Raw genomic sequence first — 13,272 nt, forward strand, 5'->3', positions numbered from 1 at the left:
TGCCCTACAGTCATTAAACAAAAACCGCTATATCGCCCATGAGGGGAAACGTTAAACGCAAAATGAAAAACAGAATGCACAGACATGGCTCATTCCTTGAGATGAAAGTAATCATTCAATTATCAGGGCTTATATGGCGAATAGAAGATACAGATGGCAGACAAAAACCGGTTCAGATGCACAACCGGCCACGCACCATGCTTGGTCTGTCTGATTATTTGCGAGAGGTAAAAACGCAAGAGTCCGTGGGGCCACGGACTCTGTTCGGAGGGCGTTACGCGGGTTCGACCTGCAGGGCGACCCGTTCGCGGCATGGGCATTCGTCCATGTAGCGATGTGCTTCGACGAACTCGTTGAACGGGAAGACCCGGGTCTTGAGCGGCAGCAGCACACGGTCGGCCGTCAGCTGATTGATATCACGCAGGGCACGTTGCAAGGCGACTTGATCCTGAACAATGCCCAACTCGGGTTTACCGGTGAAATTACCGATGCAGTGCACAAAGAACTGGATGTTTTTCTGGAACGCCGCACAGGCCGGAAATGGTGTCTGGTTGCCACCCTGAAGACCATACAGGACCAGGCTGCCACGCGGTGCGAGGACATCACCGAGCAACGACATCTGCGGGCCGCCAAGACCGTCGAACACCACATCGACGCCACGGTTGTCGGTGATCTTGTTGATTCGCATCAACAAGTCTTCTTCCTCGGTGACGATGACTTTCTCGGCACCCAGCGACAGCAGGTATTCACGCTCATCAGCGGTTTTTGTCGCGGCAATCACCCGCACGCCCATGGCCTTGCCCAACTGGACAAAGGACGGACCGGCGCAATGGCTGGCGTCAGTGACCAGAGCAAACTGCCCTGGTTTGACCCGCGCCAGATCCGCATAGGCAAAATAGGCGATCAACAACGGCGTGTAATGCACGCTGGCCTCAACCGGGCTGAGCACATCCGGATAACGGGTCAGCGCGGTACGTGGCAGCACGATCTGCTCGCCATATACCGGGTAATCGTTCGGGCTTTCGGCCGGGAAACTGGCCACCTTGTCGCCGACCGACAGATCGTCCACACCGTCACCGACGGCGGTGACCACACCGGCCATTTCATGGCCGAGACCGGACGGCAGGCGTGCCTGGGACGAGGCCAGGTTCTGACGCCAGAGAATGTCGTACCAGCTGATGCCGATCGCCTCGACACGCACCTGCACTTCGCCAGGACCTGGCTGAGCGGCCGCATGCTCTTCGCATTTGAGCACCTCGGCCGGACCAAACTTGTGAAAACGGATCGTGCGGGACATCGCAAACCTCGTCAAAGTAACCTCTAATGCCCTGAACTCTATCTGGGCTTTTGACCCAAGACTATCAGTGGCTATTAATAGTCGACATGCCTGTCATTGATTCCGCAGTATGAACGGCATTGGCAAAATTGATGAAAAAATGCCGCCACCGGCCCGGTAAAGCTGAATTTAGCGGTGCAGAGTACCAGCCTTTCCCCGTAATATTCATGCCGGCCATTGTTCTCATATGGTCGCTCTCGTCAAGCTTGATGACTCTGCCAGGACTCCAGATGAATCGTAATGACCTGCGTCGTGTCGACCTGAACCTGTTGATCGTATTCGAAACACTGATGCACGAACGCAGCGTGACCCGCGCCGCCGAGAAGCTGTTTCTCGGCCAGCCGGCGATCAGTGCGGCGCTCTCGCGCCTGCGCAGCCTGTTCGATGACCCGTTGTTCGTGCGCACCGGACGCAGCATGGAACCGTCCGCCCGCGCGGTGGAAATCTTCGCCCTGCTCTCCCCGGCGCTCGACTCGATTTCAACGGCTGTCAGCCGCGCGGCGGAATTCGACCCCGCCACCAGCACTTCGGTATTTCGCATCGGCCTGTCCGACGACGTCGAATTCGCCCTGCTGCCGATGCTGCTCAAACGCCTGCGCGCCGAAGCACCGGGCATCGTCCTCGTCGTGCGCCGAGTCAACTACATATTGATGCCGGGCCTGCTGGCCTCCGGCGAAATCTCCATCGGCGTCAGCTACACCACCGACCTGCCGGCCAACGCCAAGCGCAAGGTGCTGCGCCGCAGCCAGCCGAAACTGCTGCGCGCCGACACCGTGCCCGGCCCGCTTAGTCTGGATGACTACTGCGCGCGTCCGCATGCACTGGTGTCGTTCGCCGGTGACCTCAGTGGCTTTATTGATGAAGAGCTGGAGAAACTCGGGCGCAAGCGCCACGTGGTGCTGGCCGTGCCGCAGTTCAATGGTTTGAGTACGTTGCTCGCTGGCACTGACATTGTTGCGACCGTGCCGGACTACACCGCGGATGCACTGACGGCTGCCGGCGGTGTGCGGGCGGAGGATCCACCGTTGCCGACGCGCACGTTCGAACTGCATATGGCGTGGCGTGGGTCGCAGGATAACGATCCGGGGGAGCGTTGGTTGCGGTCGCGGATTCAGATGTTTTTTGGCGACCCGGACAGTCTCGAGTTGCCTGCGCATTGAGCAGGCAACCTCGAAATGAAATGCGCCCGGCGGCGAACGGAAGTCCGCGAGCTCAGGCCCCGGACCGGGCGAGTCGATAAATCGACAAACAGTAAAACGCCAGCGCCGAAGCCGCCAGCATCCCCCCCACCACGCCGATGTAAGCAAAACCAAACTGACTGCCCACCCAACTGCCCACCAGTGCCCCGCCGCCGATACCGATGTTGTAGATGCCTGAAAACAGCGCCATCGCCACGTCGGTGGCGTCCGGCGCCAGCACCAGGACTTTTGACTGCAACGCCAGACCGAAGCCCATGATCGCCATACCCCAGAACACACTCAGCACGCCGAGGTAGGAGACGTTGCCGCTCAACGGCAACAGCAAAGCCAGGCACAAGGCGAGCACCGATACGCAGATGATCAGAAAGCGCTGGGGGTTATAGCTGTGCAGGTAGCTGAACAGCAGCGAGCCGAAGATACCGGCACCGCCGAATAGCAACAGCAGCAGCGTCACCACGTCGCCGCTCATGTTGGCCACGGTCAGTACGAACGGTTCGATGTAGCTGTAAGCGGTGAACTGTGCCGTCACCACCAGAGCCGTCAGAACATAGACGGCCACCAGCGCAGGTCGCTTCAGCAATATCGGCAGGCTCTTGAGCGAGCCTGAGTTCTGGCTGGGCAGCAGCGGCAGTACCTTCGCCAGGCAGAACACCAGCGCCGCGGCAAAGCCTGCAATCACGATGAACGTGGTGCGCCAGCCCATGGCCTCGCCCAGCAAGCGGCCGAGGGGAATCCCCAGCACCATCGCCAGCGAAGTACCGGTTGCCAGCAAGCCCAAGGCCTGAACCTGTTTGCCCGGTGGTGCCAGGCGCACGGCCAGAGACGCGGTGATCGACCAGAACAACGCATGCGACAACGCCACACCGATCCGGCTCACCAGCAGTACACCGAAGCTGGTCGCCAGACTCGACAGAATGTGACTGGCGATAAACATCCCGAACAGCACAATCAGCAATTTCCGCCGCTCGACGTTGCGCGTCAGCAGCATGATCGGCAGCGACGTCAAAGACACCACCCACGCATAGATGGTCAACATGAGGCCGACCTGCGCAGTCGACATGTCGAAGCTGCTGCCGATCGAACTCAACAGACCGACCGGGACGAACTCGGTGGTGTTGAACACGAACGCAGCCAGTGCCAAGGCAATGACTGCGTACCAGTTGCCGTTGTTTGTCGCCGTAGAATCACTCATTTAAACGTCGTATTACTCTTTGATGATCGCGCGTAATTGTACGCAAGCGATCTGTGCCCATCTGTCGGTGTCTTGATACCGATTGCCGAATGTGTCGACGTTCAGGGGACGCACCATCAGAGGGTCAAGCCACACTGATCGGGTCCAATGCGGTAGAGCATACGAGGTCTTGATCAATCAATCTGCCTTGTTCACTGGCCCGAGTAACCTTTGACGCGCATGCAGTCATTGGTCAGGTCGATCTGTTTCTCCGCTATGACAATCCCGTCACCCACGGCGCTGCCCATGCCGTGGGTTTTATCGTTCGCTGCCGGGGTTGAATGGTAGCTGGCGGTCGCGGCCTTGGCCTGATACTGGCATTCAGCTTTATCGTGCTGGATATCAGCAGCACTGGCGCCGGGCCTGGACCAGTCCTGCACAGATGTCACACAGGCGCTCAACAGCGTCGCAAACAACGCAATCATCAATAATTTCATAGTGTGTACCGCCGATTGATTAAGGGCTGCTTACTTGCAGACGAATGTCACATTGGTTACTTCATTCGCAGGATCGAGCGGCAGGCGCGATTGCACGTCAAACACGTCGATCTGCTTGCCGAGCGATGCACATTTTTTCTCGGCGCCATCAAGGGCCATCCGACGGGCCTCGGAGTGCGTGTGTCGGGACTGCAGTGTCTTTGCCGAGACCTGGTACTCGTAGGGACCGAGTTTCAGGTCATGGGACTGCCAGACATAGTTGCCGACCAATGCAATTGCGCTCACAGCGATGATCATATTGAGTTTCATGGCCAGTATCGGACGCTGGATATTTGATTGCTCATCACGCCCACCCTTCTCTTTGAATCAAGCCTCATTGCTGTCATGCGAAAGTTCGGATGACACCCGGTGCAGTGTGTTGTGCAGGTTGAAGCCGCTCACTGTCACCGCAGAGCAATGATTGAGCAGCCATATGTTTAAGTGAAGAAAAACGCAGTATCTTTCAGCAAAGATTAGAAATACTTATCCAGAGCGACAGCCATGCAACTCGACGCAAAACAGATGCAGGCGTTCCTCGCTGTGGTCGACAGCGGCAGTTTCGAGAAGGCTGCGGAACGGCTAAACGTGACGCCGTCGGCGGTGTCGCAACGCATACACGCCCTTGAAGTGCGTCTGGGCAGCTCGGTTGTGGTGCGCGGGCGCCCGTGCGAGCCGACGCTGGCGGGTAGAAAACTGATGCTCTATCTGCGCCGTGCAACCGTGCTTGAAGAGGAACTGCTCAACGAGCTGAGCGGCGATGAACAGGATCACCTGCGCGTGGTGATTGCGGTCAATGGCGACACGCTGGCGACCTGGTTCTTTCCGGCACTGGCCGAGATCTTCGTCAGCGAGAATATTTTGCTCGACGTTGTGGTCGACGATCAGGATCACACCTATGCCTTGCTGGAAAGTGGTCAGGTTATTGGCTGCATCGGCACGCGTTCACAGCCTATGCGGGGATGTTTTGCCGAGTTGCTGGGGTCGATGCGCTATCAGTTGGTCGCATCGCCCGCGTTTCAGCAGCGCTGGTTTGCCAAGGGCCTGACTCGCGCGACTGCACGTAAGGCGCCGGTATTCGCCTATTCGCGCAAGGACACCTTGCAGTCGGATTTCATGCAGTCGCGTTTCGGTCTTACCGCAGACGCTTATCCCACGCACTACCTGTCACTTCCGGAGGCACGCCTCAAAGCCATACGCCGTGGACTGGGTTATGGAATGGTGCCGCACATGCAGGTCAGCGATTTGCTGAAAAGTCGGGAACTGGTGGATGTCGCGCCGAATCACTTCACCGATGTAGAGCTTTATTGGCACGCCTGGGAGTTGCAATCGCCGCGCATGGAAATGCTCTCCGAGCGCGCGGTACATGCTGCGCGACGTATTCTGAGTAGCAAAGTGCCGGTCAAACGCTCCACCATGTCGAGAAAGTGACTGGTATCGCTACAGGTCCAGATCAAATACCACTGTTCCCAACTGCCCCAAAACGGTAAACCGGGTCAGGCTGGATTAACTCGATGAAGCTACCGTGTAGCTGGCGGCAGTGGCGGTATGCTCGTCACATCGGAGTTGTTACAGGCATCCCAGTACCACCACCCCAAGCGTTGTGCATACTCAGTCTGATAGTGAGAGATCTTCGTATTTTTGCGTAGCACGTACTCTGTTGTGTTCATCCCGAACACTTCCATTGGGAACTCGTCGTCCAGGTCGTTCAACCAGAAGTCCGGGATAGTTTTGTCATCAGCGTCAAAACGCAACGGCTTGGAAAATTTACGCTTTTGTTCGCGCAACATTGCTTCAACTTTACCTTCAAGACCTGAGTCCAAAGGGATTAGCATTTCGCTCACGCGCATCAGCGCTACTTCTAGAACATCGTAATATCTGCTCTTATCCCGAAGGCTCAAGAACGCGATGGCAACGGTCTTTGCTCCAGACTTCCAGGCGTTGAGCTCGCGGGCAAAACTAAGCCGCGCATCCGCCCAGGGCTTCCCTTTAAGCCACATGGTCGGTATGCCGGCGCTGCTCATCAGTGGCAGTGACTGCAGGTCATCCAATGTGTCATCGACACCGCCGGAAAATGGCTGGAGCACGCCCACAGCAATCAAACGGTATTGGTGGGTTTTGGCCCTATCCAAGACTTCACGGTTACGCGAACCATGTTTTGCAGGACTCAACAGCACGCGATCCAGTGTCATACGATGGGTTTTGATATTCTCGGCGGTCCGCTCGAGTAACCATTGAAGAATGGAGTCATCCCGCTTGCCTTCCATTTTTGGAAACCAAGTATTCAGGCCACTACGCGTCCACAGGAGATGTAGTAAACCGAGGAGACTCATTGCACGCTGAGTTCGCCCGGGTTTACGAGAATCGAATGGGAGGTCAACTTTGGGGTCGGCGTCATCGTTCTTCTTCCTGAGCTGAATCGCTTGGGAGAGACGGACAGATACGTCGTCTTCGTTACCCTCCTGAACAACCCCTTCAACGTATGACCCCAACCCCGTCCGATACTCGGCCTCACTGAAAAATCGACAATCCGTCGCGTGTTCATGCCCTGAATTGGCAGACCTGGCAAGCACGTAACGCTTCAAAGCCTTGAGGTGGCGGATATTCAATGCTTTTTGACCGTTGCCAAGACATAAACAAGTGGCCGATTTACCATGTGCGTTTTTCAGAAGCCGCTGCCATTTTTCGGCGTTCGCCGGAAGTGTCTGGTAGTCCTTTGAACAGGGATACTTCGCGCCAGGCAACTGAATACTGTACGTCTCAAACATGTCTTCCCTTTCTTGTAATGCATAGATTGCACGGATGTCGAAGTAGAGCTTACGGACTTGATTGCCAGAATTACAGTCACGCACAGCAAGCCCCTTTCAAGCGGCAATCCACAGCCTCTTGCACGCGACGAGCGAGACGCACCCGATTGCCACAACCGACTCTTGCACATGCCGCAACACTGAATATCATTTGAAAAGATTGATAGCCCCCTAACGAAAGGTGCATGCTAGAGGGCTCGAATCGGTCTTATATCATTCCGAATGATAGTTACCTTTGCTTCATTCGATTCGTGCCATCACAGCCCGCCGAGCATCATCCGCCCATCTTCAATACATTGGCGGATGATTCCATGGAACAGTCACTCAAACATTTGCGCTTCCCCTTGGCCATGCTGGCCGTGCTGGTGATGAGCGCTTGCGGCAAGACTCCGGAGACTGCCGCCACTATGCCCGCTGCTAAAGTCAGCGTGGCCAAGGTGCTGGAACAACCGGTCAACGAGTGGGACGAATTCACCGGGCGCCTCGAAGCGCCGGAAACTGTTGAAATTCGTCCTCGGGTCTCTGGCCAGATCGACGAGGTGGCGTTCACCGAAGGTGCGCTGGTCAAGAAAGGCGACCTGCTGTTCCAGATCGATCCGCGTCCTTTCCAGGCTGAGGTGCGCCGCCTCGAAGCCCTGGTAGCCCAGGCCCGCGCCAATGCCACTCGCAGTGAAAACGAAGCCGGGCGTGGCGAACGTCTGCGTGCGAGCAACGCGATCTCCGCTGAACTGGCCGACTCTCGCACCAGCGCCGCCCAGGAAGCCCGCGCCGCCGTCGGCGCCCTGCAGGCGCAACTGGATCTGGCCAAGTTGAACCTGAGCTTCACCCGCGTCACCGCGCCCATCAGCGGTCGCGTCAGCCGTGCCGAGATCACCGCCGGTAACCTGGTGACTGCCGACACCACCCCGCTGACTAGCGTGGTTTCCACCGACAAGGTCTACGCCTACTTCGACGCCGACGAGCGTGTGTTCCTCAAATACACCCAACTCGCCCGCAACGGCCAACGTGGCGCCACCACCCCGGTGTACATGGGTCTGTCCAACGAGGACGGCAATCCGCACCTCGGTCAGATGAACTTCGTCGACAACCAGGTCAACCCGAAAACCGGCACCATCCGTGGTCGTGCGGTGTTCGACAACAGCGACGGCACCTACACCCCGGGCCTGTACGCACGCTTGAAACTGGTCGGCAGCGGCACCTACAACGCCATGCTGATCAACGACGAAGCGGTCGGTACCGATCTGGGCAAGAAGTTCGTGCTGGTGATGGATGCGGACAACAAGACCGCTTACCGCGCCGTCGAACTGGGGCCGAAGATCGAAGGCCTGCGCATTGTGCGCAGCGGTCTGAACAAGGACGACACGATCATCGTCAAGGGTCTGCAGCGGGTACGTCCGGGTTCGCCGGTGACCCCTGAAGTGATCCCGATGGCCAGCGAGCAGACCATTGCCGCTCTGGCTCAACAACGTCAAGCGCTGGAAGCCAGCAACCTGCCCAAAGTCGCACCCGCCAAAGGTGCACAGGGTACGGCTGTGAAGCTGGCCGCTACGACCCCACGCGGTTAAGGGACGACAACTCCGATGAATTTTTCCCAATTCTTCATTTCACGGCCGATCTTCGCAGCGGTGCTCTCGCTGTTGATCCTGATCGCCGGTGCGATCTCGCTGTTCCAGCTGCCGATCAGCGAATACCCGGAAGTCGTGCCACCGACCGTGGTGGTGCGTGCCAACTTCCCGGGCGCCAACCCCAAAGTCATCGGTGAAACCGTGGCCGCTCCGCTGGAGCAAGCCATCACCGGCGTCGAGAACATGCTGTACATGTCCTCGCAGTCCACCGCCGACGGCAAGATCACCCTGACCATCACCTTCGCTCTGGGCACCGACCTGGACAACGCGCAGGTGCAGGTGCAGAACCGGGTGACCCGGACCGAGCCGAAACTTCCCGAAGAAGTGACGCGCATCGGTATCACCGTCGACAAAGCCTCGCCCGACCTGACCATGGTTGTGCACTTGACCTCGCCGGACAAACGCTACGACATGCTCTACCTGTCCAACTACGCGATCCTCAACATCAAGGATGAGCTGGCGCGCCTGGGTGGTGTCGGTGACGTGCAGCTGTTCGGTATGGGCGACTACTCGCTGCGGGTCTGGCTCGATCCGAACAAGACTGCTTCGCGCAACCTGACCGCCACCGACGTGGTGACCGCAATTCGTGAACAGAACCGTCAGGTCGCTGCCGGTCAACTCGGTGCGCCCCCTGCCCCGAATGCCCAGAGCTTCCAGCTGTCGGTCAACACTCAGGGCCGTCTGGTCACTGAAGAAGAGTTCGAGAACATCATCATTCGCGCAGGCGATAACGGTGAAATCACTCGTCTGAAGGACATCGCGCGCGTCGAGCTGGGTTCCAGCCAGTACGCCCTGCGTTCGCTGCTGAATAACCAGCCCGCTGTAGCGATCCCGATCTTCCAGCGTCCAGGCTCCAACGCCATCGATATCTCGAACGAAGTTCGCGGCAAGATGGAAGAGTTGAAGAAAGGCTTCCCGCAAGGCATGGACTACAGCATCGTCTATGACCCGACGATCTTCGTACGCGGCTCGATCGAGGCGGTGGTTCACACCCTCTTCGAAGCGCTGATCCTCGTGGTGCTGGTGGTGATCCTGTTCCTGCAGACCTGGCGCGCCTCGATCATTCCATTGGTGGCGGTGCCGGTATCGTTGATCGGTACGTTTGCAGTCATGCACCTGTTCGGTTTCTCGCTCAACGCCCTGTCGCTGTTCGGCCTGGTACTGGCGATCGGGATCGTGGTGGACGACGCCATCGTGGTGGTGGAGAACGTCGAACGGAACATCGAGCTCGGACTGACCCCGGTCGAAGCGACCAAGCGAGCGATGCGTGAAGTGACCGGCCCGATCATCGCAACCGCGCTGGTGCTGTGTGCGGTGTTCGTTCCGGCGGCATTCATCTCCGGCCTCACCGGGCAGTTCTACAAGCAGTTTGCGTTGACCATTGCGATCTCGACCGTGATCTCCGCGTTCAACTCGCTGACCCTGTCGCCAGCGCTGGCCGCTGTGTTGCTGAAAAGTCATGACGCGCCGAAAGACCGCTTCTCCAAAGTGCTCGACAAGATCTTTGGTGGCTGGTTGTTCCGTCCGTTCAACCGCTTCTTTGAAAAGGCCAGTCACGGTTACGTCGGTACTGTGCGCCGGGTCATCCGTGGCAGCGGCATCGCCCTGCTGTTGTATGCAGGCCTGATGGTGCTGACGTTCTTCGGATTCTCCAGCACACCGACCGGTTTCGTACCTGGCCAGGACAAGCAATACCTGGTGGCCTTCGCGCAACTGCCGGACGCCGCGAGCCTGGATCGCACCGAAGACGTGATCAAGCGCATGTCCGACCTGGCGCTGAAACAGCCGGGCGTGGAAAGCGCCGTAGCGTTCCCGGGCCTGTCGATCAACGGCTTCACCAACAGCCCGAACGCCGGCATCGTGTTCGTGACCCTGAAACCGTTCGACGAGCGTAAAGACCCGAGCATGTCCGCCGGTGCCATCGCCGGGGCCTTGAACGGTCAGTACGCGAACATTCAGGAAGCGTACATGGCGATCTTCCCGCCTCCGCCGGTACAAGGTCTGGGCACCATTGGCGGTTTCCGTCTGCAAATCGAAGACCGGGGCAACCTGGGCTACGACGAGCTGTACAAAGAGACGATGAACATCATCACCAAGAGCCACAGCGTGCCTGAGCTTGCGGGGCTGTTCACCAGCTACACCGTGAACGTACCCCAGGTCGATGCTGCCATCGACCGCGAAAAAGCCAAGACCCACGGCGTGGCCGTCAGCGACATCTTCGACACCCTGCAGATTTACCTGGGTTCGCTGTATGCCAACGACTTCAACCGTTTCGGACGCACCTATCAGGTCAACGTTCAGGCTGAGCAACAGTTCCGCCTCGAATCCGACCAGATCGGTCAACTGAAAGTGCGCAACAACAAGGGCGAAATGATCCCGCTGGCGACCTTCATCAAGGTCAGCGACACCTCGGGTCCGGATCGCGTGATGCACTACAACGGCTTCATCACTGCGGAAATCAACGGTGCGGCAGCCCCCGGCTACAGCTCCGGCCAGGCCGAAAAAGCCATCGAGAAACTGCTCAAGGATGAATTGCCGAACGGCATGACCTACGAGTGGACCGACCTGACCTACCAGCAGATTCTGTCCGGCAACACCGCGCTGTTCGTGTTCCCGCTCTGCGTATTGCTGGCGTTCCTGGTGCTCGCGGCGCAGTACGAAAGCTGGAGCCTGCCACTGGCGGTGATCCTGATCGTACCGATGACCCTGCTGTCTGCCATCACCGGGGTGATTGTCTCCGGCGGCGACAACAACATCTTCACCCAGATCGGCCTGATCGTACTGGTGGGTCTGGCGTGCAAGAACGCGATTCTGATCGTCGAATTCGCCAAGGATAAACAGCTGGAAGGTCTCGATCCGCTGGCTGCGGTACTGGAAGCCTGCCGTCTGCGTCTGCGGCCGATCCTGATGACCTCCTTCGCGTTCATCATGGGTGTGGTGCCACTGGTGTTCTCCAGCGGTGCCGGTGCCGAGATGCGTCACGCCATGGGTGTAGCGGTGTTCTCCGGGATGCTCGGGGTGACCTTCTTCGGTCTGTTGCTGACGCCAGTGTTCTACGTATTGATCCGTAATTTCGTCGAGCGCGGCGAAGCCCGCAAAGCGGCCAAGGCACAAGCTCTTCAAAAGCCACTGGAGGCGCAATAATGAGTCTGAAAGTCTTCCTGCCGAGTCTGCTGGTGCTGGCATTGAGCGCCTGCGCCGTCGGCCCCGACTACAAGACCCCAGCCACGGAGGCGGCCAATATCACGACCGCCACCGACGGCGCTGCCGGTCAGAAGAACTTTGACCGTTCGAAATTCGAAGGCATCTGGTGGCAGCAATTCGACGACCCGACCCTCAACCAGTTGGTGACGCAATCGCTGCAAGGCAACCGTGAACTGCGCGTGGCGTTCGCCCGCTGGAAAGCCGCCCGGGCGATCCGCGACGACGTCAGCAACGATGCGATGCCGACCATCACCAGCCGCGCGAGCAGTGATCTGGCCAAGGGGCAAATCCCCGGCCAGACCACCAAACGGGTCAACAGCGAACGCTACGACCTGGGGCTGGACATGGCCTTGGAACTCGACCTGTTCGGGCGTATCCAGCGCAATCTGGAAGCCAGCGACGCCGACCAGCAGGCGGCCGAAGCCGATCTGTACCAACTGCAAGTCACCATGATTGCCGAACTGGTGGACGCCTACGGTCAACTGCGCGGTGCGCAATTGCGCGAGAAGATCGCCGTGGCCAACCTGGAGAACCAGCAGGAGTCGCGCAAGATCACCATCAGCCTGCGTGACGCCGGCGTGGGCGATCAGCTCGACGTCGAACGTGCCGATGCGCGTCTGGCCTCGGTCGAAGCCAGCGTGCCGCAATTGCAGGCGGAACAGGTTCGGCAGAAAAACCGCATCGCCACTCTGTTGGGTGAACGTCCCGACAAACTGACCGTGGATCTGAGCCCGAAAGACTTGCCGGCGATTGCCAAGGCCCTGCCGATCGGCGATCCGGGTGAACTGCTGCAACGCCGGCCGGACATCCTCAGCGCCGAACGCAAACTGGCCTCAGCCACCGCGCGAATCGGTGTGGCGAAGGCTGATCTGTTTCCACGGGTCAGCCTCAGCGGGTTCCTCGGCTGGACGGCCGGGCGTGGTTCGCAGATCGGCTCCTCGGCGGCCAACGCCTGGGCACTCGGCCCGAGCATCACCTGGGCGGCGTTCGATCTGGGCAGCGTGCGCGCTCGTCTGCGCGGCGCCGATGCCGACGCCGAAGGCGCACTCGCCACCTACGAGCAACAAGTGCTGCTGGCGCTGGAAGAATCGGAAAACGCCTTCAGCGATTACGGCAAGCGTCAGCAACGGCTGATCTCGCTGATTCGTCAGAGTGAATCGAGCCGCAAGGCTGCCGATCTGGCGGAAATCCGCTACCGCGAAGGCACCACCGACTTCCTCGTGCTGCTCGATGCTCAGCGCGAACGCCTGAATGCCGAAGACAGCCAGGCACAGGCCGAAGTTGATCTGTATCGCGGCATCGTCGCGATCTACAAGGCCTTGGGTGGTGGCTGGCAGCCGGAAACCGTCGCCAGTAAGTAATAGTTGTTAAAGAGCTCCTTTGGTTGGCCGCAACCA

10 protein-coding genes are annotated in these 13,272 nt (G+C 58.7%); 5 read left to right on the top strand and 5 right to left on the bottom strand.

Translation table 11 applies throughout. The features are described from left to right. Positions 1 to 274: 274 nt before the first annotated feature. Positions 275 to 1,297, bottom strand: coding sequence for a zinc-dependent alcohol dehydrogenase family protein (locus E3Z29_RS17445; protein WP_027612770.1), 1,023 nt, complete (start codon positions 1,295 to 1,297; stop codon positions 275 to 277). A gap of 269 nt (positions 1,298 to 1,566) precedes the next feature. Between E3Z29_RS17445 and E3Z29_RS17450 the strand changes: the two genes are divergently transcribed. Next, entirely contained in the window at positions 1,567 to 2,496 is a 930-nt protein-coding gene (locus E3Z29_RS17450) for a LysR family transcriptional regulator (protein WP_007963542.1), read from the top strand. Positions 2,497 to 2,548: 52 nt separating this feature from the next. Here the strand turns inward: E3Z29_RS17450 and E3Z29_RS17455 are convergent, their stop codons facing one another. The 3 genes from E3Z29_RS17455 to E3Z29_RS17465 all read right to left on the bottom strand — a co-directional run bounded on the left by E3Z29_RS17455 (position 2,549) and on the right by E3Z29_RS17465 (position 4,512). Then, a complete protein-coding gene (locus E3Z29_RS17455) occupies positions 2,549 to 3,727 on the bottom strand; it encodes a sugar transporter (protein ID WP_134786459.1) in 1,179 nt (392 codons plus the stop codon). A gap of 191 nt (positions 3,728 to 3,918) precedes the next feature. Then, the gene (locus E3Z29_RS17460; protein WP_098964101.1) at positions 3,919 to 4,191 is read right to left on the bottom strand and encodes a hypothetical protein; all 273 of its coding nucleotides are present in this window, start codon (positions 4,189 to 4,191) and stop codon (positions 3,919 to 3,921) included. Between the two features lie 42 nt (positions 4,192 to 4,233). Further along, positions 4,234 to 4,512, bottom strand: a complete 279-nt coding sequence (locus E3Z29_RS17465; RefSeq protein ID WP_134786460.1) for a hypothetical protein — start codon at positions 4,510 to 4,512, stop codon at positions 4,234 to 4,236. Between the two features lie 231 nt (positions 4,513 to 4,743). Here E3Z29_RS17465 and argP point away from each other — a divergent pair, with 231 nt between their 5' ends. Next, entirely contained in the window at positions 4,744 to 5,670 is a 927-nt protein-coding gene (gene argP / locus E3Z29_RS17470; RefSeq protein WP_134786461.1) for an HTH-type transcriptional regulator ArgP, read from the top strand. Positions 5,671 to 5,759: 89 nt separating this feature from the next. On the opposite strand, the gene E3Z29_RS17475 is transcribed toward argP, so the two are convergent. Further along, positions 5,760 to 7,091, bottom strand: a complete 1,332-nt coding sequence (locus tag E3Z29_RS17475) for a DUF1173 family protein (protein ID WP_134786462.1) — start codon at positions 7,089 to 7,091, stop codon at positions 5,760 to 5,762. A 266-nt stretch (positions 7,092 to 7,357) separates the two neighbouring features. On the opposite strand from E3Z29_RS17475, the gene mexE reads away from it, so the two are divergent. The 3 genes from mexE to E3Z29_RS17490 are packed head-to-tail and all read left to right on the top strand — an operon-like array spanning position 7,358 to position 13,236. Then, positions 7,358 to 8,611 carry a multidrug efflux RND transporter periplasmic adaptor subunit MexE gene (gene mexE, locus E3Z29_RS17480; protein ID WP_098964105.1) on the top strand — a complete coding sequence of 418 codons (1,254 nt, stop codon included), beginning with the start codon at positions 7,358 to 7,360 and terminating at the stop codon, positions 8,609 to 8,611. 15 nt (positions 8,612 to 8,626) lie between these two features. Next, a complete protein-coding gene (locus tag E3Z29_RS17485) occupies positions 8,627 to 11,815 on the top strand; it encodes an efflux RND transporter permease subunit (protein WP_098964106.1) in 3,189 nt (1,062 codons plus the stop codon). Beyond that, entirely contained in the window at positions 11,815 to 13,236 is a 1,422-nt protein-coding gene (locus tag E3Z29_RS17490; protein ID WP_134786463.1) for an efflux transporter outer membrane subunit, read from the top strand. The genes E3Z29_RS17485 and E3Z29_RS17490 overlap by 1 nt, the downstream gene beginning before the upstream one ends. Positions 13,237 to 13,272 lie beyond the last annotated feature (36 nt).

This window comes from Pseudomonas sp. S150, from assembly GCF_004526365.1.
GTDB classification, from domain to species: Bacteria; Pseudomonadota; Gammaproteobacteria; order Pseudomonadales; family Pseudomonadaceae; genus Aquipseudomonas; species Aquipseudomonas putida_A.

Bases quoted from the DNA above. Each gene is read 5' to 3' on its own strand.
- E3Z29_RS17445 (WP_027612770.1), bottom strand. From the start codon at position 1,297: ATGTCCCGCACGATCCGTTTTCACAAGTTTGGTCCGGCCGAGGTGCTC.
- E3Z29_RS17450 (WP_007963542.1), top strand. From the start codon at position 1,567: ATGAATCGTAATGACCTGCGTCGTGTCGACCTGAACCTGTTGATCGTA.
- E3Z29_RS17455 (WP_134786459.1), bottom strand. From the start codon at position 3,727: ATGAGTGATTCTACGGCGACAAACAACGGCAACTGGTACGCAGTCATT.
- E3Z29_RS17460 (WP_098964101.1), bottom strand. From the start codon at position 4,191: ATGATTGCGTTGTTTGCGACGCTGTTGAGCGCCTGTGTGACATCTGTG.
- E3Z29_RS17465 (WP_134786460.1), bottom strand. From the start codon at position 4,512: ATGAAACTCAATATGATCATCGCTGTGAGCGCAATTGCATTGGTCGGC.
- argP (WP_134786461.1), top strand. From the start codon at position 4,744: ATGCAACTCGACGCAAAACAGATGCAGGCGTTCCTCGCTGTGGTCGAC.
- mexE (WP_098964105.1), top strand. From the start codon at position 7,358: ATGGAACAGTCACTCAAACATTTGCGCTTCCCCTTGGCCATGCTGGCC.
- E3Z29_RS17485 (WP_098964106.1), top strand. From the start codon at position 8,627: ATGAATTTTTCCCAATTCTTCATTTCACGGCCGATCTTCGCAGCGGTG.
- E3Z29_RS17490 (WP_134786463.1), top strand. From the start codon at position 11,815: ATGAGTCTGAAAGTCTTCCTGCCGAGTCTGCTGGTGCTGGCATTGAGC.